The 19,933-nt window shown below is 51.6% G+C and carries 18 protein-coding genes and 1 tRNA gene; 8 read left to right on the plus strand and 11 right to left on the minus strand.

What is annotated here, in order from left to right:
• Positions 1–98: 98 nt before the first annotated feature.
• Both cls and QQZ17_RS19185 read left to right on the plus strand, forming a co-directional pair.
• Positions 99–1,559, plus strand: coding sequence for a cardiolipin synthase (gene cls / locus QQZ17_RS19180; protein WP_152404347.1), 1,461 nt, complete (start codon positions 99–101; stop codon positions 1,557–1,559).
• A 34-nt stretch (positions 1,560–1,593) separates the two neighbouring features.
• Positions 1,594–1,923, plus strand: coding sequence for an HI1450 family dsDNA-mimic protein (locus tag QQZ17_RS19185; RefSeq protein WP_042283511.1), 330 nt, complete (start codon positions 1,594–1,596; stop codon positions 1,921–1,923).
• A gap of 47 nt (positions 1,924–1,970) precedes the next feature.
• Here QQZ17_RS19185 and QQZ17_RS19190 read toward each other — a convergent pair whose 3' ends face one another.
• From QQZ17_RS19190 to oppA, 6 genes are all read right to left on the minus strand, one after another.
• A complete protein-coding gene (locus tag QQZ17_RS19190) occupies positions 1,971–2,807 on the minus strand; it encodes an ion transporter (protein ID WP_152404345.1) in 837 nt (278 codons plus the stop codon).
• 47 nt (positions 2,808–2,854) lie between these two features.
• A complete protein-coding gene (oppF, locus tag QQZ17_RS19195; RefSeq protein WP_152404343.1) occupies positions 2,855–3,859 on the minus strand; it encodes a murein tripeptide/oligopeptide ABC transporter ATP-binding protein OppF in 1,005 nt (334 codons plus the stop codon).
• Positions 3,856–4,869 (minus strand): murein tripeptide/oligopeptide ABC transporter ATP-binding protein OppD, encoded by a 1,014-nt coding sequence (gene oppD / locus QQZ17_RS19200; protein ID WP_152404340.1) that lies wholly within the window; start codon positions 4,867–4,869, stop codon positions 3,856–3,858. The genes oppF and oppD overlap by 4 nt, the downstream gene beginning before the upstream one ends.
• 11 nt (positions 4,870–4,880) lie before the next feature.
• Entirely contained in the window at positions 4,881–5,789 is a 909-nt protein-coding gene (gene oppC, locus QQZ17_RS19205; RefSeq protein WP_152404338.1) for an oligopeptide ABC transporter permease OppC, read from the minus strand.
• A 14-nt stretch (positions 5,790–5,803) separates the two neighbouring features.
• Positions 5,804–6,724, minus strand: coding sequence for an oligopeptide ABC transporter permease OppB (gene oppB / locus QQZ17_RS19210; protein WP_152404336.1), 921 nt, complete (start codon positions 6,722–6,724; stop codon positions 5,804–5,806).
• Between the two features lie 119 nt (positions 6,725–6,843).
• The gene (oppA, locus tag QQZ17_RS19215) at positions 6,844–8,472 is read right to left on the minus strand and encodes an oligopeptide ABC transporter substrate-binding protein OppA (RefSeq protein WP_152404333.1); all 1,629 of its coding nucleotides are present in this window, start codon (positions 8,470–8,472) and stop codon (positions 6,844–6,846) included.
• Between the two features lie 564 nt (positions 8,473–9,036).
• Between oppA and QQZ17_RS19220 the strand changes: the two genes are divergently transcribed.
• Positions 9,037–9,168 (plus strand): hypothetical protein, encoded by a 132-nt coding sequence (locus QQZ17_RS19220; RefSeq protein WP_268878672.1) that lies wholly within the window; start codon positions 9,037–9,039, stop codon positions 9,166–9,168.
• A gap of 64 nt (positions 9,169–9,232) precedes the next feature.
• On the opposite strand, the gene ychE is transcribed toward QQZ17_RS19220, so the two are convergent.
• Positions 9,233–9,880, minus strand: coding sequence for an NAAT family transporter YchE (gene ychE, locus QQZ17_RS19225; RefSeq protein WP_042318631.1), 648 nt, complete (start codon positions 9,878–9,880; stop codon positions 9,233–9,235).
• Between the two features lie 476 nt (positions 9,881–10,356).
• On the opposite strand from ychE, the gene adhE reads away from it, so the two are divergent.
• Positions 10,357–13,032, plus strand: a complete 2,676-nt coding sequence (adhE, locus tag QQZ17_RS19230) for a bifunctional acetaldehyde-CoA/alcohol dehydrogenase (protein ID WP_152404331.1) — start codon at positions 10,357–10,359, stop codon at positions 13,030–13,032.
• Positions 13,033–13,160: 128 nt separating this feature from the next.
• Here the strand turns inward: adhE and tdk are convergent, their stop codons facing one another.
• Positions 13,161–13,778 (minus strand): thymidine kinase, encoded by a 618-nt coding sequence (gene tdk / locus QQZ17_RS19235; protein ID WP_152404329.1) that lies wholly within the window; start codon positions 13,776–13,778, stop codon positions 13,161–13,163.
• 604 nt (positions 13,779–14,382) lie between these two features.
• Between tdk and hns the strand changes: the two genes are divergently transcribed.
• Positions 14,383–14,796: a histone-like nucleoid-structuring protein H-NS gene (gene hns, locus QQZ17_RS19240; protein WP_042318627.1), complete on the plus strand. Its 414-nt coding sequence runs from the start codon at positions 14,383–14,385 to the stop codon at positions 14,794–14,796.
• Positions 14,797–14,935: 139 nt separating this feature from the next.
• Here hns and galU read toward each other — a convergent pair whose 3' ends face one another.
• The 3 genes from galU to rssA form a co-directional block, all read right to left on the minus strand.
• Positions 14,936–15,844, minus strand: coding sequence for a UTP--glucose-1-phosphate uridylyltransferase GalU (gene galU / locus QQZ17_RS19245; RefSeq protein ID WP_152404327.1), 909 nt, complete (start codon positions 15,842–15,844; stop codon positions 14,936–14,938).
• Between the two features lie 200 nt (positions 15,845–16,044).
• A complete protein-coding gene (rssB, locus tag QQZ17_RS19250; RefSeq protein ID WP_152404325.1) occupies positions 16,045–17,058 on the minus strand; it encodes a two-component system response regulator RssB in 1,014 nt (337 codons plus the stop codon).
• A 92-nt stretch (positions 17,059–17,150) separates the two neighbouring features.
• Entirely contained in the window at positions 17,151–18,059 is a 909-nt protein-coding gene (gene rssA, locus QQZ17_RS19255; protein ID WP_152404323.1) for a patatin-like phospholipase RssA, read from the minus strand.
• 112 nt (positions 18,060–18,171) lie between these two features.
• On the opposite strand from rssA, the gene QQZ17_RS19260 reads away from it, so the two are divergent.
• The 3 genes from QQZ17_RS19260 (at position 18,172) to QQZ17_RS19270 (ending at position 19,906) form a co-directional block, all read left to right on the plus strand.
• Complete coding sequence (locus tag QQZ17_RS19260; protein WP_152404321.1) at positions 18,172–18,627, plus strand: YchJ family protein; 456 nt, start codon at positions 18,172–18,174, stop codon at positions 18,625–18,627.
• 55 nt (positions 18,628–18,682) lie between these two features.
• Entirely contained in the window at positions 18,683–19,525 is an 843-nt protein-coding gene (purU, locus tag QQZ17_RS19265) for a formyltetrahydrofolate deformylase (protein WP_152404318.1), read from the plus strand.
• Between the two features lie 296 nt (positions 19,526–19,821).
• Positions 19,822–19,906: transfer RNA gene (locus tag QQZ17_RS19270), tRNA-Tyr, on the plus strand.
• The last annotated feature ends 27 nt before the right edge of the window (positions 19,907–19,933 follow it).

Raw genomic sequence — 19,933 nt, forward strand, 5'->3', positions numbered from 1 at the left:
CAGACAGGCAGGCTAGCGCTTTTGCCGTGTTTTTATTTGCCAGATTAATCATGACGCGTAAACTCATAACAATACGCTTTCAAAAGGATTTTTAATCTATGACAACCTTCTACACGGTGGTGAGTTGGCTGGTCATTCTGGGCTACTGGGTGCTCATTGCCTGTGTAACATTACGTATTTTAATGAAACGCCGTGCGGTTCCCTCCGCGATGGCCTGGCTGTTGATCATTTACATTCTGCCGTTGGTCGGAATTATTGCTTATTTATCCTTCGGGGAACTCCATTTAGGCAAACGCCGGGCCGAGCGCGCCCGCGCAATGTGGCCGTCCACCGCGAAGTGGCTGAACGATCTCAAAGCCTGCAAACACATCTTTGCCGAGGAGAACAGCAGCGTTGCCGCTTCGCTGTTCAAACTCTGTGAGCGCCGCCAGGGCATCGCTGGCGTCAAGGGCAACCAACTTCAGTTGCTCACCGATTCTGATGATGTGATGCAGGCGCTAATCCGCGATATCCAGCTCGCGCGACATAACATCGAGATGGTGTTCTATATCTGGCAACCCGGCGGCATGGCGGATCAGGTTGCGGAATCTCTGATGGCTGCCGCACGACGCGGGATCCATTGCCGCTTGATGCTCGACTCTGCCGGCAGCGTCGCCTTCTTCCGCAGTCCCTGGGCAGCAATGATGCGCAACGCCGGTATCGAAGTGGTTGAGGCGCTGAAGGTCAATCTGTTCCGTGTGTTCCTGCGCCGTATGGACCTGCGTCAACACCGTAAAATGGTAATGATCGACAACTATATTGCCTATACCGGCAGCATGAATATGGTTGACCCGCGCTTTTTCAAACAGGATGCGGGAGTGGGTCAATGGGTGGATCTGATGGCGCGAATGGAAGGTCCGGTCGCCACCGCGATGGGCATCGTCTATTCCTGCGACTGGGAGATTGAAACCGGCAAACGGATCCTGCCTCCGCCGCCGGACGTCAACATCATGCCGTTCGAAGAGGCCAGCGGACACACCATTCATACCATCGCGTCTGGCCCAGGCTTTCCGGAAGATCTGATACACCAGGCGCTACTGACTGCGGCCTATTCGGCGCGTGAATATTTGATCATGACCACCCCCTATTTCGTGCCGAGCGACGATTTACTGCACGCCATCTGTACGGCGGCGCAGCGCGGGGTGGACGTCAGCATTATTCTGCCGCGCAAGAATGATTCGCTGTTGGTCGGCTGGGCCAGCCGCGCCTTCTTTACCGAACTGCTGGCGGCAGGAGTGAAAATCTATCAGTTTGAAGGCGGTCTGCTGCATACCAAGAGCGTACTGGTCGATGGTGAACTCAGTCTGGTCGGGACCGTGAACCTCGACATGCGCAGCCTGTGGCTTAACTTTGAGATCACACTGGTCATTGATGACGTCGGATTCGGCGGCGATCTGGCTGCCGTGCAGGACGATTACATCTCCCGTTCCCGGCTGCTGGACGCGAGTTTGTGGGTAAAACGGCCACTCTGGCAGCGGATCACCGAGCGACTGTTTTACTTCTTCAGCCCGTTGCTGTAAAACGTGCCCAAGAGACGGTAAACAGGTAGTCATTATGGATATGGATCTGAACAATCGCCTGACTGAAGACGAAACGCTTGAGCAGGCTTACGATATTTTTCTCGAACTGGCGGCCGACAACCTCGATCCGGCGGACATTATTTTGTTCAACCTGCAGTTTGAGGAACGCGGCGGCGCGGAGTTATTTGACCCGTCAGAAGACTGGCAGGAGCATGTTGATTACGACCTGAACCCTGACTTCTTTGCCGAAGTGGTGATTGGTCTGGCGGACAGCGAAGATGGCGAGATCAACGATATTTTTGCTCGCGTACTGCTGTGTCGCGAAAAAGATCACAAGCTCTGCCATATTCTCTGGCGCGAGTAATGAGTAATAATGATGAAGAGAAGAGCCGCCAGCGCGGCTCTTTTTATTTAGTCCGGTAGTTTACTACCGCAATGGTTACAAAACTTCGCGCTATGTTCGTGCTGGCTTTGCTGACACTGCGGGCATTTCCGCTGCTGACTTCGCTTTTGAAACGCGATGCTCATATGGGTGGTGATCAATCCGGTGGGGATCGCAATCACCGAGTAGCCAATCAGAATCAGTGCTGACGCCACGACTCGCCCCAACGGGGTGTGAGGCGTAATATCGCCGTACCCGACTGTCGTAACCGTAACAATCGCCCAGTAGACCGACGCATTCAGCGTGGTAAATCCATATTCCGGCCCTTCGATGAGATACATCAGCGTGCCGAAAATAATCATCACAATGCCGATAAACGAATAAAACAGAATCAGCTGATGTCTGGCGCTCAGAATCGCCTGCCAGAACACCCGTAGCGAAGGCATAAAGCGCAGTAACTTCAGGATCCGCAAAATACGAATGGCCCGCATCGCCCGCCAGGCAAAAACGTAATTAAGGCTGATTTCCGGCCACAGCCACATCACATACAAGGGCAGAATGGTGGCTAAATCAATCAGGCCCCAGAAGCTGAAGACATATTTCGCCGGATTCGGCCAGCTCACTAAACGCAGAAAATATTCCAGCGTAAAAACCAGCGTGACGAAGAGTTCGAGCCAGACGAAAATATGCCACTCATCAAATGTCAGGTGATATTGCGTGCCAATGCCCGACTCAATAAAAATAATCAGCACGCTGAGTAGCGCGAACAGTGCACATAATCCCTCAACCCGTCGGCCTGAACGGGTATTCAGGTCGAACAAACGGTGATAAACCCGCCCGCGAAGTGATGACAATGAAAACGACACGATAACCTCAGTAAAAAGAAGGGCTGACAGTTTGTCAGCCCTTGCAATTATAACGGGTCTACCTTAAGGCAGGATACGGCATGCCGGAAACTACCTTCCAGTACCGGGCGCGTTTTCGCACACTCGGGCCCGGCAATGGGACAACGGGTGCGGAATACGCAGCCTGACGGCGGGTTAATCGGTGACGGCAATTCCCCTTCCAGTAACTGAATCGTCTTGTTCTTTTCCAGATCGGGATCGGGAATCGGCACTGCCGACATCAGCGCTTTGGTGTAGGGGTGCAGCGGGTTGTGGTAAACCTCATCATAGGTTCCCAGCTCCACGGCATGGCCCAGATACATCACCAGCACGCGGTCGGAGATATGTTTTACGACCGCCAGGTCATGGGCAATGAAGATCAGCGACAGTCCCATCTCCCGCTGAAGCTGCTGCAGCAGATTGACGACCTGCGCCTGAATCGACACGTCCAGTGCGGAAACCGGCTCATCACAGATGATCAGCTTCGGCTCCAGAATCAACGCCCGGGCAATCCCGATACGCTGGCACTGTCCGCCCGAAAACTCATGCGGGTAGCGGTTGATCAGGTTTGGCAGCAAACCCACCTTCATCATCATCGCTTTTACCCGATCGCGCACATCCTGACGCGACAGCTTCGGATGATAGGTCCGCAGCGGTTCAGCAATGATTTCACCAATGGTCATGCGCGGATTCAGCGACGCCAGCGGATCCTGGAAAATCATCTGAATATCGCTGCGCACGTCGCGCCATTCATCGGGTTTCATTCCCGGCAGGTCTTTACCTAACCATGCCACCCGCCCTTCGGTTGCTTTTACCAGTCCGATAATGGCCCGGGCAAAGGTCGATTTCCCACAGCCAGATTCACCAACGACACCCAGCGTCTCCCCTTCATACAGCCGCAGCGTCACGCCATCGACTGCCTTCAGGGTTTTCGAGGGCTGCCAGAACCACTGCTTGCCATCTTTAATGTCGAAATGCACCTTCAGATCGGCGATTTCCAGGAGGACTTTACGTTTTTCATCAACAGCGTTCATGCCAGATCCTCCACCGGTTTAAAGCAGGCGCGCAGACGTCCTGGACTGAACTCTTCCAGCGGCGGCGCGGTGCTGCAAATCTCCATCGCATGAGGGCAACGCGGCTGAAACGGACAGCCTTTCGGCAGACGCAGTAAGTTGGGCGGGTTTCCCGGAATAGTCAGCATCTCTTCGCCTTCACCATCCAGACGCGGCACTGCGTTCAGCAGGCCAATCGAATACGGATGAACGGGCTGATAAAAGACATCGCGGGCATTACCGTATTCCATAGTCCGACCGGCATACATCACCAGTACTTTGTCGCAGATACCGGCCACAACCCCAAGATCGTGGGTAATCATGATGATTGCGGTGTTAAATTCACGCTTCAGTTCATTCAGAAGCGTCATGATTTGCGCCTGTACGGTGACGTCCAGCGCGGTCGTCGGTTCGTCGGCAATCAGTAACTTCGGCCTGCACAGCAGCGCCATTGCGATCATCACGCGCTGGCGCATACCACCGGAAAATTCATGCGGGAACATCTTCATCCGCTTACGCGCTTCCGGCATTTTGACCGCGTCCAGCATTCTGACCGACTCGTCAAACGCCTCCGCTTTGCTCATGCTTTTATGCAGCATCAGCACTTCCATCAGTTGCTCTCCGACGCGCATGTAAGGGTTCAGCGAGGTCATCGGGTCCTGGAAAATCATCGAGATCTGTTCGGCGCGCAGTTTATTCAGTTCACGCTCCGGCAGATTGAGGATCTCGCGTCCGCTGAAGGTCGCCGAACCGCCAATCCGGCCATTGGCGGCCAGCAGCCCCATCAGCGCAAACGCGGTCTGCGATTTGCCTGAACCGGACTCCCCCACGATACCGAGGGTTTCTCCGGCGCGCAGCGTAAAGTTCAAATCATTCACTGCGGTGACATCACCGTCCGGAGTGCTGAACGTCACGCGGAGATCTTTTACGTCCAGCAGTGCGTTAGCCCTTTGCTGCGTGAACGGCACGCTTGCAGTTTCAATTACGCTCATGGCTGCACTCCTTAACGGTCTTTCGGGTCGAGGGCATCACGCAGGCCATCGCCAATAAAGTTAAAACAGAACAACGTCACCACCAGGAAGCCTGCCGGGAACAGCAGTAGCCATGGCGACACTTCCATCGAGTTGGCGCCATCACTCAGTAATGCGCCCCAACTGCTCAACGGCTCCTGCGTTCCCAGTCCCAGGAAGCTGAGGAAGGATTCAAACAGGATCATGCTTGGCACCAGCAAAGAGGCATACACCACCACCACGCCCAGCACGTTAGGCACAATATGACGCAGTACGATATTGCCGGTCGACACGCCGCCCACCTGCGCGGCCTCGATAAACTCTTTGCGCTTCAGGCTCAGGGTCTGCCCACGCACAATACGCGCCATATCCAGCCAGGAGACCATTCCGATCGCCACAAAAATCAGCAGAATGTTTTGTCCGAAGAAGGTGACCAGCAGAATAACGAAGAACATAAACGGGAAGGAGTTGAGGATTTCCAGCAGACGCATCATCACGGAGTCGATTTTTCCGCCCAGATAGCCAGAAAGCGAGCCGTACAGCGTGCCCACCACCACGGCTACCAGCGCGGCGGCGATGCCGACCATCAGCGAGATCCGCCCGCCAATCGCCACGCGCACCAGCAGGTCACGTCCAGAGGAGTCGGTACCGAAATAGTGGCCTGATTCGGTATCTGGCGCGCTGGACATCATTCCCCAGTCGGTATCGAAGTAGGTGAACTGCGACAGCATGGGTGCCAGCGTCACAAACAGCGCGATCAATACCAGCACAATCAGACTGGCGACCGCGGCGCGGTTATGCATGAAACGACGGCGTGCATCCTGCCACAGGCTGCGTCCTTCGACCTCCAGCTTCTCACTGAAATTCTCCAGCGCGTCGCTGTTTTTCTTACTTAACATCATCGCGAGCTCCAGTATCAGTAACGAATTTTCGGGTCGATGACGGCGTACAGCACGTCAACTATCGCATTAAAGACAATGGTTAATGCCCCCACGAGGATCGTCAGGCTGAGAACCAGCGAGTAATCGCGGTTCAGCGCGCCGTTAACAAACAGCTGACCGATACCCGGCAAACCATAAATTGTTTCAATGACCATCGAACCGGTGATAATCCCGACAAACGCTGGTCCCATATACGAAAGCACCGGGAGCAGCGCGGGTTTCAATGCATGGCGAAAAATGATGCGACGCATCGGCAGCCCTTTGGCTCGCGCGGTGCGGATGAAATTCGAGTGCAGCACTTCAATCATCGAGCCACGGGTGATACGCGCAATACTGGCAATATAGGCCAGCGAGAGCGCCACCATCGGCAGGATCATAAATTTCAACGCCCCACCGTTCCAGCCGCCGCCCGGCAGCCACTTGAGGGTGATCGCAAATATCATGACCAGCAGCGGTGCGACCACAAAGCTCGGTATCACCACCCCGGTCATGGCCACCCCCATGACCGCATAGTCCCATCGCGTGTTTTGCTTCAACGCGGCAATCACGCCGGCGCTCACCCCGAGGATCACGGCCAGAAGAAAGGCCGCAAGGCCCAGCTTCGCGGAAACCGGGAAGCTCGAGGCGACCAGATCGTTAACCGTATAATCTTTGTATTTAAAAGAAGGGCCGAAATCACCGTGCGCCAGCTGCTTCAGGTAACTGAAATACTGGGTCATGATGGGATCGTTCAGATGGTATTTCGCTTCAATATTCGCCAGGACTTCCGCTGGCAGCGCGCGTTCACCGGTGAAAGGACTTCCCGGCGCAAGGCGCATCATAAAGAACGAAATGGTAATAAGAATAAACAGTGTCGGAATTGCTTCCAGACAGCGGCGTAGAATAAATTTCAACATTGCCCGTACCTTCTGGCGAGTGCCTTTACACCCCTTCACGCAGAACCACTGATGAGGAGTGTTGAGAGTCGACGAAAAAAGACACTGTGGGGCAACCTATGCTGCCCCACCCTTTGCCATTAATGCTTGATAATATACAAGTCTTTTACGTGGATATTATCCATCGGGTCTTTACCGGTATAACCACCCACCCACGGTTTAACCAAACGGGCGTTGACGTAGTAGAACACCGGCACAATCGCAGAATCTTTATCAAGCTGCTGCTCGGCTTTACCGTACAGCTCAGTACGCTGCTCTTCATTCGTTGCTTTCAGCGCATCGGCAAGGATCTTGTCAAACGCCGGGCTCTTATAGTGCGTCGTGTTGTTCGAGCTGTCAGACAACACCATATTCAGGAAGGACGTTGGCTCGTTGTAATCCGCACACCAGGCCGCACGCGAGACATCATAGTTACCCTGATGACGCGTATCGAGGAAGGTTTTCCACTCCTGGTTTTCCAGCTTCACATTCACGCCTAAGTTTTTCTTCCAGATGGACGCGGCGGCAATAGCCAGTTTTTTATGCAGATCGGAGGTGTTATACAACAGGTTGAAGGTCAACGGTTTTTCCGCGGTATATCCGGCTTCAGCCAGTAATTTTTTCGCTTCTTCGTTACGTTTTTCCTGCGTCCAGCCAAACCACTCTGGTTGAGTCAGTTTTGCGCCGTCGGTGTACGGAGGCGTGAAGCTGTATGCCGGCAGGTCGCCCTGGTTTTTCACTTTATTAACGATAATATCGCGGTCCAGCGCCAGCTTGAGCGCGGTACGCACGCGGACATCCGTAAACGGTGCTTTCTGGTTATTGATTTCGTAATAGTAGGTGCACAGATACGGGTCAACGTGAACTTCGTTCGGGATCTCTTTTTTCAACTTCTGGAACAGTTCAATCGGCATGTTGTTATAGGTCATGTCGATTTCACCGCTGCGGTAACGGTTGACGTCCGTCACTTCTGAAGCGATTGGCAGGTAGGTCACCTGATTAATGACCGTTTTGGCGTTGTCCCAATAATTAGGATTGCGCTCAAGCACGATATGCTCGTTGACGACCCAGTCTTTCAGCTTATACGCACCGTTGGTGATGATATTCGCTGGCTGTGTCCACTTCTCACCGTATTTTTCGACAGCGGCTTTAGGAACCGGGGAAACGGATGAGTGCACCAGCAGTTTGTAGAAATAAGGAACAGGCTCGCTGAGTGTGACTTCAAAGGTATTATCATCGATGGCTTTAACACCGAGATCGGTTGGTGGTTTCTTGCCGGCAACAATGTCGTCAATATTGACGATGTGACCATACTGGAGATAACTGGCGTATGGAGATGCGGTATTCGGATTCGCCAGACGCTGCCAGCTGTATACAAAATCGTGGGCCGTCACCGGCGAGCCATCTGACCATTTTGCGTCTTTGCGCAGATGGAATGTCCAGACTTTAAAGTCTTTATTTTCCCATTTCTCAGCCACGCCCGGGGACGGTTTACCGTCGACGTCACTGATGATTAAACCTTCGAACAGATCGCGGCTGATATTGGATTCCGGCACCCCTTCAATTTTGTGCGGATCGAGGGACTGTACTTCTGAGCCATTATTTCGCACCAGCGTCTGTTTTTCTGCCAGTTGCACACCTGCGGGAACAACCGCCGCCGTCGCCACATTTCCGGCGATTAGCGCAGTCAAAATTCCTGCCGCCACTAAACTTTTTTTCGTGTTGGTCATTGTGTTTGTACTCCCTCATTATAATTACTGGTTAAATCACCAGCCTGTTAATCCCGTCAGGGATCTCTGAGCAGCTCCGGAGACTTTCAGCTGTCAGGTCGTTTACTGCCTGCTATCACCGACTTTATTTATTCTGGCGATTCGTTTGATCGCCTTACGTCGATTCGTTATACGCCTCTCCTGCCAGGGGCGCATGAATAGTGGGCTGAACTGCCTTGTTGATATTTATTCTCATCAACGAGCAATCTGCTGCAATATGAACTGTCGGAAAGTAACAAAAGCATTAATTAACCGCCAATACAATTTACAGATTTGTTAAGCAATTCTCTTTTAGAGAAAAAATAACGCTCCGGCGGAACGTTCCGAAACATATAAAATAAATATAATCACTTATTAATCATACAATTAACAGCACCTCATCAGACTGAAAGCGTTGATATCAGCAAAAGGCGTTAAAATGTACGATAATTTAACAATTGGTTATTTTTTAGCACATTCATCTGCAGGTTCACTGAATTAACTAATATCATCTCAATTATCCTTCAGCAAGCCCAGGATTGTGATGTGAGCAAAATAACAAAGTGGCAGTATGAAACGGGAGTAAAAGCGCTGCAAAATCAAGAGGATTTACACCCAGAAGGGCATGAGTTTTTCCCGAAGTACGGACCTGAAAGTCAGAAAGGTGACGAAACGTAGAAGTAGAACATAGAGATGAACGGAGCCGCGAACAGCTCCGTAGGTTATTTCATCTGAAAGCAAATTAACTTAACAGCCCAGGAAATATGGCCTTAATACCCGTGACAATAAATTCGATGCCCAGCGCCATTAATAGCAGACCCATAATTCGGGTAATCACGTTAATACCCGTCTGCCCCAGAACTCGCACCAACCACGGTGCCATACGGAAAAGTCCCCAACAGCACAGGGCAAAAATCGCAATCGCCACAAAAAAGCCAAGCAGGTACATTACGCTGTGGTAACGCGTTCCCCACACGATGGTCGAACTGATCGCCCCAGGACCCGCCATCAGCGGCAGCGCCAGAGGAACGACGCCCACGCTTTCCCGGATTGCCGTTTCCGATTTTTCCTGCTTGTTCTGTTTATCCTCTCCCAGTTTCCCGCTAATCATCGACATCGCGATGGTTACCACCAGGATACCGCCAGCAATGCGGAACGAGTCAATTGAGATGCCGAACAGTTGCAGGATGCCGTCACCGAGGAATAACGAGGTCCACAGAATGATCGCGACGGACAGGTTGGCAGTCAGGTTCGTTTTATTGCGCGCCGCCGCTGTCTGGTAGCTGGTCATACTGATGAAGACAGGAATAATCCCAACCGGGTTCACTAACGCAAACAACCCGATGAAAAATTTGAAATAAACAGGAAAATCAAACAGCGTTTGGATCACGGTTAGCTCCGAAGCGTTAGCCGTATAAAATGAGTTAAAGTTACCGGGTGAAAACCGTGCTGAAGATACGCCTTTTCACAGTACATTTCACCAGGGCAAACGTAAAATTGCTACCATTCCTGAGTGTTACCAATATGTTTTAATTATGATAATTTGATAGCCATTCACCACTACAATTAGACAACACTTAGCGTTAAGGGCTAAAAGGGCCTGCTGAAAGGTGTCAGCTTTGACAAATATTGATCCAGATCACGTAATAGCTACTCAGAAGTGAGTAACCTTGCTTACGCCACCTGGAAGTAACGCGTTAGAGTTAGATGCCGCTGACGCATAAACTCTTTTAGTAAATCAGAGCAAACTGGACGTTAAGTAACCAATTGATTTTCTGGCCGTTATGCAAACTAACGCCCGCTGTCTATACTCACGTATCGAGCAGATGATTTACTAAAAAAGTTTAACATTATCAGGAGAGCATTATGGCTGTTACTAATGTCGCTGAACTTAACGCACTCGTCGAGCGCGTCAAAAAAGCCCAGCGTGAATATGCCAGTTTCACTCAAGAACAAGTTGATAAAATCTTCCGCGCCGCCGCTCTGGCCGCTGCAGATGCTCGAATCCCTCTCGCGAAGATGGCCGTTGCCGAATCTGGCATGGGTATCGTCGAAGATAAAGTGATTAAAAACCACTTTGCTTCTGAGTACATCTATAACGCTTACAAAGATGAAAAAACCTGCGGCGTGCTGTCTGAAGACGACACCTTCGGGACCATCACCATTGCTGAACCTATCGGTATCATCTGCGGTATCGTACCTACCACTAACCCAACCTCTACGGCGATCTTTAAGTCCCTGATCAGCCTGAAAACTCGTAACGCAATCATCTTCTCTCCGCACCCACGTGCGAAAGATGCGACCAACAAAGCGGCAGATATCGTGCTGCAGGCGGCTATCGCGGCTGGCGCACCGAAAGACCTGATTGGCTGGATCGATCAACCTTCCGTAGAACTGTCTAATGCACTGATGCACCACCCGGATATCAACCTGATTCTGGCAACCGGTGGTCCGGGCATGGTGAAAGCGGCATACAGCTCCGGTAAACCCGCTATCGGCGTGGGCGCAGGTAACACGCCAGTGGTTATCGACGAAACCGCTGATATCAAACGTGCTGTTGCATCTGTCCTGATGTCCAAAACCTTCGACAACGGCGTAATCTGTGCTTCTGAACAGTCTGTTGTTGTGGTTGATTCAGTTTACGACGCCGTTCGCGAACGTTTCGCCAGCCACGGCGGCTACATGCTGCAGGGCAAAGAGCTGAAAGCCGTTCAGGACGTTATCCTGAAAAATGGTGCGCTGAACGCTGCTATCGTAGGTCAACCCGCATATAAAATTGCTGAACTGGCCGGCTTCTCGGTACCGGAAACGACCAAGATTCTGATCGGTGAAGTAAAAGTGGTTGATGAGAGCGAACCGTTCGCTCACGAAAAACTGTCCCCGACGCTGGCGATGTACCGTGCGAAAGATTTCGAAGACGCGGTTATCAAAGCAGAGAAACTGGTAGCAATGGGCGGTATCGGTCACACTTCTTGTCTGTACACCGACCAGGACAACCAGCCGGAACGCGTGGCTTACTTCGGTCAGATGATGAAAACCGCCCGTATCCTGATCAACACCCCGGCATCTCAGGGTGGTATCGGTGACCTGTATAACTTCAAACTCGCACCTTCCCTGACTCTGGGTTGTGGTTCCTGGGGTGGTAACTCCATCTCTGAAAACGTTGGTCCGAAACACCTGATCAACAAGAAAACCGTTGCTAAGCGAGCTGAAAACATGTTGTGGCACAAACTTCCGAAATCTATCTACTTCCGCCGTGGCTCACTGCCTATCGCGCTGGATGAAGTGATTACTGATGGCCACAAACGTGCGCTCATCGTGACTGACCGCTTCCTGTTTAACAACGGTTATGCAGACCAGATCACCTCTGTGCTGAAAGCCGCTGGCGTTGAAACCGAAGTGTTCTTTGAAGTGGAAGCTGACCCAACGCTTTCTGTCGTCCGTAAAGGCGCAGAACTGGCAAACTCCTTCAAACCAGACGTTATCATCGCGCTGGGTGGCGGTTCCCCGATGGACGCCGCGAAAATCATGTGGGTCATGTACGAACATCCGGAAACGCACTTCGAAGAACTGGCGCTGCGCTTTATGGATATCCGTAAACGTATCTACAAGTTCCCGAAAATGGGTGTGAAAGCGAAAATGGTCGCGGTCACCACCACGTCCGGTACCGGTTCTGAAGTCACGCCGTTCGCTGTTGTGACCGACGATGCAACCGGCCAGAAATACCCGCTGGCTGACTATGCCCTGACCCCGGATATGGCGATTGTCGATGCCAACCTGGTGATGGAGATGCCGAAATCACTGTGTGCCTTTGGTGGTCTTGATGCGGTGACTCACGCCCTGGAAGCTTACGTTTCCGTACTGGCTTCTGAGTTCTCCGACGGTCAGGCACTGCAGGCGCTGAAACTGCTGAAAGAAAATCTGCCGGCGTCCTATAACGAAGGGTCTAAAAACCCGGTAGCCCGTGAACGTGTTCACAGTGCAGCCACCATCGCCGGTATCGCGTTTGCGAACGCCTTCCTCGGTGTTTGTCACTCAATGGCGCACAAACTGGGCTCTCAGTTCCACATTCCACACGGCCTGGCAAACGCCCTGCTGATCAGCAACGTTATTCGCTACAACGCGAACGACAACCCGACCAAGCAGACTGCCTTCAGTCAGTATGACCGTCCGCAGGCACGCCGTCGTTATGCTGAAATCGCAGACCATCTGGGTCTGAGCGCACCGGGCGACCGTACTGCAGCGAAGATCGAGAAACTGCTGGCATGGCTGGAAAGCCTGAAAGCTGAACTGGGTATTCCGAAGTCAATCCGCGAAGCGGGCGTTCAGGAAGCAGACTTCCTGGCTCACGTAGACAAGTTGTCTGAAGATGCATTCGATGACCAGTGCACCGGCGCTAACCCGCGCTACCCGCTGATCTCCGAACTGAAACAGATCCTGATGGATACCTTCTACGGTCGTGAGTACTCTGAAGGAACTCCGGCGGCGAAAGAAGTTGCTGCCGCGCCGAAAGCAGAGAAAAAAGCGAAGAAATCCGCTTAATCCTCGCTGAGCATTCACAACGTAAAAGCGGCCTCTGTTGAGGCCGCTTTTTTATATCCGAAATCAGTTACTGCTGTCGGGTCAATGAACGGCTGAGCACTTCGCCAACCGCTCATCAAGGCAGACGGTTAGTCGTAACGATGGCGTTCCTGTATCGCTGTCAGAGACCCCTCCTCCAGCGCTTCCTTATAATGCTTACGGCAGACCGACACATACCGCTCGTTGCCGCCTATGACCACCTGTTCGCCTTCATTATAAGGTCTGCCCGCCTGATCAAGACGTAGCACCATACTCGCTTTGCGTCCGCAGAAGCAGATGGTTTTGAGTTCAACCAGCTTATCTGACCACGCCAACAGGTATTGGCTACCCACAAACAGTTCGCCGCGAAAATCCGTGCGTAATCCGTAGCACAACACCGGAATATCCAGTTGATCAACAACTTCCGATAATTCATAAACCTGCTGTCGGGTTAAAAACTGACATTCGTCCACCAGCACACAATGAACAGGCTGTTGCGCATTATCGGTTGCTATCTCTTCATACAGCGATGAATTCTGGTTAAACAATTTGGCGGGAGAAGACAGCCCGATACGCGAACTCACTTTCCCCGCGCCATAGCGATCGTCTATTTCGGCGGTATATACAACAGTACGCATCCCGCGTTCCTGGTAATTGTATGAAGATTGCAGTAAGGCAGTCGACTTACCGGCATTCATTGCTGAATAGTAGAAATATAGCTGTGCCATCGGCCACAGACCCTCACCAAAGTGAAATAAAGACGGGGCGCAGTGTAGCATAATTTGAATCGTTATCGGTGCCTGGTTCTGCACCCGCCGGCTATATCTTCCGTCGCCAGCACACGTCCCGCGAAAAATCTGTAGAGGTGAGTGTACGGAAAATACGAATTAACAATTGAACAAACAACGCGCGACGGATCCCATTCTTGTCGTATTGTGCGTTCGATATTCATCAACACTGCTTATCAACACCGCCCTAATGGAAACCCTGAACTTATTGTTACTGTTCTACATAACTATTGCGGAGTAATAGACGGTGTCCATCAACAAAACTAATACAAAAGGTTGAAATCACTACGATGAGAGTCTATTTCATCGTGTGAAAATGTGACCTGAATCCGGATGTTTTCGACTGAAAAAAGGAGTAACCGCTCAGCCAATAAGCCCTTTTTTGTGCGTTCCTTCAAGAAAAATTTAAGTTCGGATATTTATTGTTGGCAAAAAATAAAGGGCAATTTTGAATTCCTTACATTCCTGGCTATTGCACATCTGAATTTAACGCTCTATTATTAGCTCAACAAACCACCCCCAATATAAGTTTGAGATTACTACAATGAGCGAAGCACTTAAAATTCTGAACAACATCCGTACTCTTCGTGCGCAGGCAAGAGAATGTACCCTTGAAACGCTGGAAGAAATGCTGGAAAAATTAGAAGTTGTTGTTAACGAACGTCGTGAAGAAGAAAGCGCGGCAGCGGCTGAAGTTGAAGAGCGTACTCGTAAACTGCAACAATATCGTGAAATGCTGATTGCTGATGGTATTGATCCGAATGAACTGCTGAATAGCATGGCTGCAGTTAAATCCGGCACCAAAGCTAAACGTGCAGCGCGTCCGGCTAAATATAGCTACGTTGACGAAAACGGCGAAACTAAAACCTGGACTGGTCAGGGTCGTACTCCGGCAGTGATCAAGAAAGCAATGGAAGAGCAAGGTAAACAACTGGATGATTTCCTGATTAAGGAATAATCTGTAATCTACCTGCTTAAAATCCCGCGCTCTGCGGGATTTTTTATGTCCGCGATCTACCGATTCCCCATAAAGCGTGCGTATAAAAAAACGGCACTGGATACCAGCGCCGTCTCTGTTCGTTAATTATAACGTCTGGTTACTTCTTAATACCCATCTCTTCTTCGAGCCAGGCCTTAAATTCGCTGCCAAGTGAATTATGTCGAATGCCATATTCCACAAATGCCTGCATATAACCTAATTTATTGCCGCAGTCGTGGCTCTTCCCTTTCATATGATAGGCTTCGACAGTCTCTTTTTCGATCAGCATATCGATAGCGTCAGTCAACTGAATTTCGTCACCCGCTCCCGGAGGGGTTTTCGCCAGCAGAGGCCAGATGTCCGCGCTCAGCACGTAGCGGCCAACAATCGCCAGATTTGACGGGGCGACATCGGCTTTCGGTTTTTCAACGACGCCCACCATCGGAACGCTTTCGCCAGGTGCCAGCGGCACGCCTTTACAGTCAACAACACCGTATGCGGTCACATCAGCGACCGGCTCAACCATGATCTGGCTATTTCCGGTTTCATCAAAACGACGAATCATTTCTGCCAGGTTATCCTGGGATAAATCGGACTCAAACTCATCAAGAATAACGTCAGGCAGAATTACGGCGACAGGCTCATTACCGACTACCGGATGGGCGCACAATACCGCGTGGCCCAGGCCTTTTGCCAGCCCCTGACGAACCTGCATTATCGTGACGTGCGGTGGGCAAATAGATTGCACTTCTTCGAGTAGCTGGCGCTTAACGCGTTTTTCCAGCATCGCTTCCAGTTCAAAACTGGTGTCGAAGTGGTTTTCGATCGAATTTTTCGATGAGTGAGTCACCAGCACAATTTCAGTGATGCCCGCAGCAATACACTCGTTAACGACATACTGAATTAATGGCTTATCAACCAGCGGCAACATCTCTTTCGGGATCGCTTTCGTCGCCGGTAACATCCTGGTTCCTAATCCCGCAACCGGGATAACGGCTTTTTTGACTTTCGAGTTAATGGCAGCCATTTAAATTCTCCTGGACTGTTCATGTATTGAACGTGTTCATCAATCTGTATCGCATCGAGTATATCAGGACTGACTCAAGCCTCAGGTCCGAAAAGGATGCGTGTTCGTATAATTAAGATAAATACGTATAAGACTGGCGCTGATAGTAGCACCAGCAGAGAAAGGCAGGTACGGCAATTTGCATCCACCCTCTCGATTGTTCATTCCGCAGACAACATAAGGCGCAATCGACCTCCTGCCCCCCAAATTTGACACTGCCAGGCTTCGCAGCGTTGACTAATTTGGTTGAGGTAGGTATTGCCTAACGTTCCCAGCGGAACGCCGTTACTGATCTGCACATTATGCGATCCGGTATTTAATGTCGCATTGAGTCCGGCCGAAACCAGAATCAGATTTTTAAGCTCACTATGATAATAGCCGACTAATAGCGGGAACTGTCCGGGTAAATTGGCCTGACGAAGCAGATGGTTGACCTGTTTCAATAATGCCCCCAGTTCCGGCAGGCGCTGATTCTGATGCGCGAGCTGATCCTGCAACAAGCCATTAAATAACGCCCGCAGAAGTAACGCCGCCAGCACACCGTTGTCACCGGCCCGGGTAACGTCCAGACAATAAAAGGCGAGATCGTTATCCGAGAGCGGCGCGATATCCAGAACCAGTCCTGGCTTATCCGCCGAAACCAGTTGTCGATAATTGACCCGGCAATGCGAAATAACCTGCTGTACCGGAGGCTGAAGCTCCTGAAGCAATTTCGCGGCGGCTGCGGGATTGTCCACCATCGCATCCCAGTCGCGAAACAGGCGCTCTTCTTCTTCAACACGGGAATTAAACATGTTCGGATAAAGACAGGCAAACACGGTTTCCCGCAGCCGGGTCAGGTCCTTTACCGGTTTCAGCAGAACGTCATCCACACCGAGGCGTAAGGCTTTGGCAATATCCGCCATATTCTCTGTCGCCGAGATCACCAGAATCGGCGTCTGGTCACCGCGGTTACGCAAATGCTCCACCAGGCTGAGGCCGTTCATCCTTGGCATGGCGAGATCGCAAATCATGAGATCGGGCGTGAAATCGGTTAAACGGTCCAGTGCCTCTAAGCCATCGCCCGCCAGTGCCGTTGTCGCTCCCAAAGAGGAAAACCAGGAATCCAGAAGCGAGCGGAAAACCGGCTCGTCCTCAACGATTAAAATCTGTTTTCCGACCAATGGCTGCGTCATGTTCTCTCCCCTGACTGGCTTTACTCAATAGTGGCATGCTATTGCCACACACGCCTGTCAGAATATGCTTAAGTGTAGTTAATAATGGTGCGTCAAACGCCGGCACGCACCAGAGGCAAAAGTTCGTCCATCTTTTTCTCTACCGCTAACCGCCCTGCTTCTATGGCAGCGCTGGCACGATGAAAATCCAGGGTGGAGATTTGTGGACAGAAAGGTTGAATTAATATGTCCGGCGGATCGCCCGCCATGCGGTTACGCTTCAGGCGATTTTCCAGCACCTGAATCGAGGTGGTCATGATTTCCATCGCGGTTGGTGCGGTCACCACGCGGCGTGCGGTGATATTACCCAGCCGCTCTTTCAGGCGTGCGTGCCAGGAGAGTCCTTCATCATCACCCTCCGGACTGTCATCGCTGACGTTCAACGACAGCAAATCCTGCTGCATCAGATGCGCGTCGTGTTGCAGATCGACGGCAATCACGATATCCGCGCCCAGTGCGCGGGTCAAAGAGATGGGAACCGGGTTAACGACACCGCCGTCCACCAGCCAGTAGCCATTGTGGGCGACGGGAGACATCAGGCCAGGGATACTGCAGGAGGCGCGAACGGCGAGATGGAGATCGCCTTCAGTAAACCATAATTCGCGTCCCGTACTGAGATTGGTCGCCACCGTTGCGAAACGACGACTGCACTGCTCAATTTCGGCCACAGGCATGACGTTGCGGTATTGATTGAAGACGCGCTCGCCGCGCAGCAGTCCGCCCCTTCGCCATGACAGGTCCATCAGACGCAGGACATCCCAATAGCTGAACGAGCAAACCCACTCTTCAAGCGCGGGCAATTTATTGCAGGCATAGGCGGCACCGACCAACGAACCGATGGAACACCCTGCAACGATATCAATATCAATGCCCATGTGTTTGAGGGCTTTGATGACACCAATATGCGACCAGCCTCGCGCAGCACCTGAGCCTAGCGCCAGACCTATTTTCATTTTTCTCATTTGACCGACAGACTTCCCCTGGCTTACGGGCGTAGCAACATCTCCAACGCTCAGTTAACATAGTGCTACCCAGGCTTTTTTTATACGCCGTTTTTTTATCAGGGAGTTTTTTGTGTCTCAACGTTGTCCCTGTGGTAGCGCAGTCGAGTATAGCCTATGTTGCCACCGATATCTGTCTGGTGAGCAAGTCGCACCCGATCCATCGCACCTCATGCGTTCGCGCTACTGCGCTTTTGTGATGAAAGACGCAGATTATTTAATCAGGACCTGGCATCCGACCTGTCACGCGGCCCGTTTTCGGGATGAGATCGGTGCAGGATTTGCCACGACCGAATGGCTGGGGCTAACCGTTTTCGAGCACACCGTCTCTGAGGCCGACAACACCGGCTACGTCAGTTTTGTCGCCCGTTTTCGCGAACACGATAAACCGGGGGCGATCATTGAACGTTCTCGTTTTTTAAAAGAAAACGGTCAGTGGTACTATATCGATGGTACACGCCCGCAATTGGGACGTAACGACCCCTGCCCTTGTGGTTCAGGTAAAAAATTTAAAAAATGCTGCGGCTAGTCAACTGCCCGACAGTATTCACTTAGCAAACATCATCAACAGGATTACCGCTGCAATGCATTCTTTACAACGAAAAGTGCTTCGTACCATCTGCCCTGACCAGAAAGGGCTTATCGCGCGGATTACGAATATTTGCTACAAACATGAACTGAATATTGTGCAGAACAATGAGTTTGTAGACCACCGAACCGGGCGCTTTTTCATGCGTACCGAACTGGAAGGGATTTTTAACGACTCCACGCTGCTGGCCGATCTGGACAGCGCCTTGCCGGAAGGCTCCATTCGTGAGTTGAATCCCGCCGGACGTCGTCGCGTGGTGATTCTGGTCACCAAAGAAGCGCATTGTCTGGGTGACCTGTTAATGAAAGCCAACTATGGCGGGCTGGATGTGGATATTGCCGCGGTGATTGGCAATCACGAAACGCTGCGTTCGCTGGTTGAGCGTTTTGAAATTCCCTTCGAACTGGTCAGTCATGAAGGTTTAACCCGCGAAGAGCACGACCAGAAGATGGCGGACGCGATTGACGCACACCAACCGGATTACGTGGTGCTGGCGAAATATATGCGCGTGCTGACGCCGGAATTTGTGGCCCGCTTCCCGAACAAAATTATCAATATTCACCACTCATTCCTGCCGGCATTCATTGGTGCACGACCTTACCACCAGGCTTACGAGCGCGGAGTGAAAATCATCGGCGCGACGGCGCACTATGTGAATGACAATCTGGACGAAGGTCCGATCATCATGCAGGACGTTATTCATGTGGATCACACCTACACGGCGGAAGATATGATGCGAGCCGGGCGCGACGTCGAAAAGAACGTGCTGAGCCGCGCGTTGTATCAGGTGCTTGCCCAGCGCGTATTTGTCTACGGCAATCGGACGATTATTCTTTAATCGACTGAGAAATGAATTGGTTAGCTTTACGCCTTTGCGGGTAAAAATCAGGCAACCAGTTTATTTTTCTCACCGGAATGCTTTACAGGGGCGCATCATTTGATATGATGCGCCCCGCTTCCCGAAATGGAAGCAGGCCAGTAAAGCGCATTACCCCGTGGTGGGGTTCCCGAGCGATCATAAGGGAGCTGACTGCAAATCTGCCGTCATCGACTTCGAAGTTCGACTCGAGCATAGCGAGAGAGCGTTACCGCATGTAACGATAATCCTTCAGGCTATGAAACACCAAACCCCGTGGTGGGGTTCCCGAGCGGCCAAAGGGAGCAGACTGTAAATCTGCCGTCATCGACTTCGAAGGTTCGAATCCTTCCCCCACCACCATCTCTTTCGAGATATCAAAGCATCACA

This window comes from Citrobacter sp. T1.2D-1 (assembly GCF_950098555.1).
Lineage (GTDB): Bacteria > Pseudomonadota > Gammaproteobacteria > Enterobacterales > Enterobacteriaceae > Citrobacter_A > Citrobacter_A telavivensis.

What these genes read in the sequence shown, in the direction of transcription:
- cls (WP_152404347.1), top strand. Translation starts at nt 99, where the DNA reads ATGACAACCTTCTACACGGTGGTGAGTTGGCTGGTCATTCTGGGCTAC.
- QQZ17_RS19185 (WP_042283511.1), top strand. Translation starts at nt 1,594, where the DNA reads ATGGATATGGATCTGAACAATCGCCTGACTGAAGACGAAACGCTTGAG.
- oppF (WP_152404343.1), bottom strand. Translation starts at nt 3,859, where the DNA reads ATGAACGCTGTTGATGAAAAACGTAAAGTCCTCCTGGAAATCGCCGAT.
- oppD (WP_152404340.1), bottom strand. Translation starts at nt 4,869, where the DNA reads ATGAGCGTAATTGAAACTGCAAGCGTGCCGTTCACGCAGCAAAGGGCT.
- oppC (WP_152404338.1), bottom strand. Translation starts at nt 5,789, where the DNA reads ATGATGTTAAGTAAGAAAAACAGCGACGCGCTGGAGAATTTCAGTGAG.
- oppB (WP_152404336.1), bottom strand. Translation starts at nt 6,724, where the DNA reads ATGTTGAAATTTATTCTACGCCGCTGTCTGGAAGCAATTCCGACACTG.
- oppA (WP_152404333.1), bottom strand. Translation starts at nt 8,472, where the DNA reads ATGACCAACACGAAAAAAAGTTTAGTGGCGGCAGGAATTTTGACTGCG.
- adhE (WP_152404331.1), top strand. Translation starts at nt 10,357, where the DNA reads ATGGCTGTTACTAATGTCGCTGAACTTAACGCACTCGTCGAGCGCGTC.
- tdk (WP_152404329.1), bottom strand. Translation starts at nt 13,778, where the DNA reads ATGGCACAGCTATATTTCTACTATTCAGCAATGAATGCCGGTAAGTCG.
- hns (WP_042318627.1), top strand. Translation starts at nt 14,383, where the DNA reads ATGAGCGAAGCACTTAAAATTCTGAACAACATCCGTACTCTTCGTGCG.
- galU (WP_152404327.1), bottom strand. Translation starts at nt 15,844, where the DNA reads ATGGCTGCCATTAACTCGAAAGTCAAAAAAGCCGTTATCCCGGTTGCG.
- rssB (WP_152404325.1), bottom strand. Translation starts at nt 17,058, where the DNA reads ATGACGCAGCCATTGGTCGGAAAACAGATTTTAATCGTTGAGGACGAG.
- rssA (WP_152404323.1), bottom strand. Translation starts at nt 18,059, where the DNA reads ATGAGAAAAATGAAAATAGGTCTGGCGCTAGGCTCAGGTGCTGCGCGA.
- purU (WP_152404318.1), top strand. Translation starts at nt 18,683, where the DNA reads ATGCATTCTTTACAACGAAAAGTGCTTCGTACCATCTGCCCTGACCAG.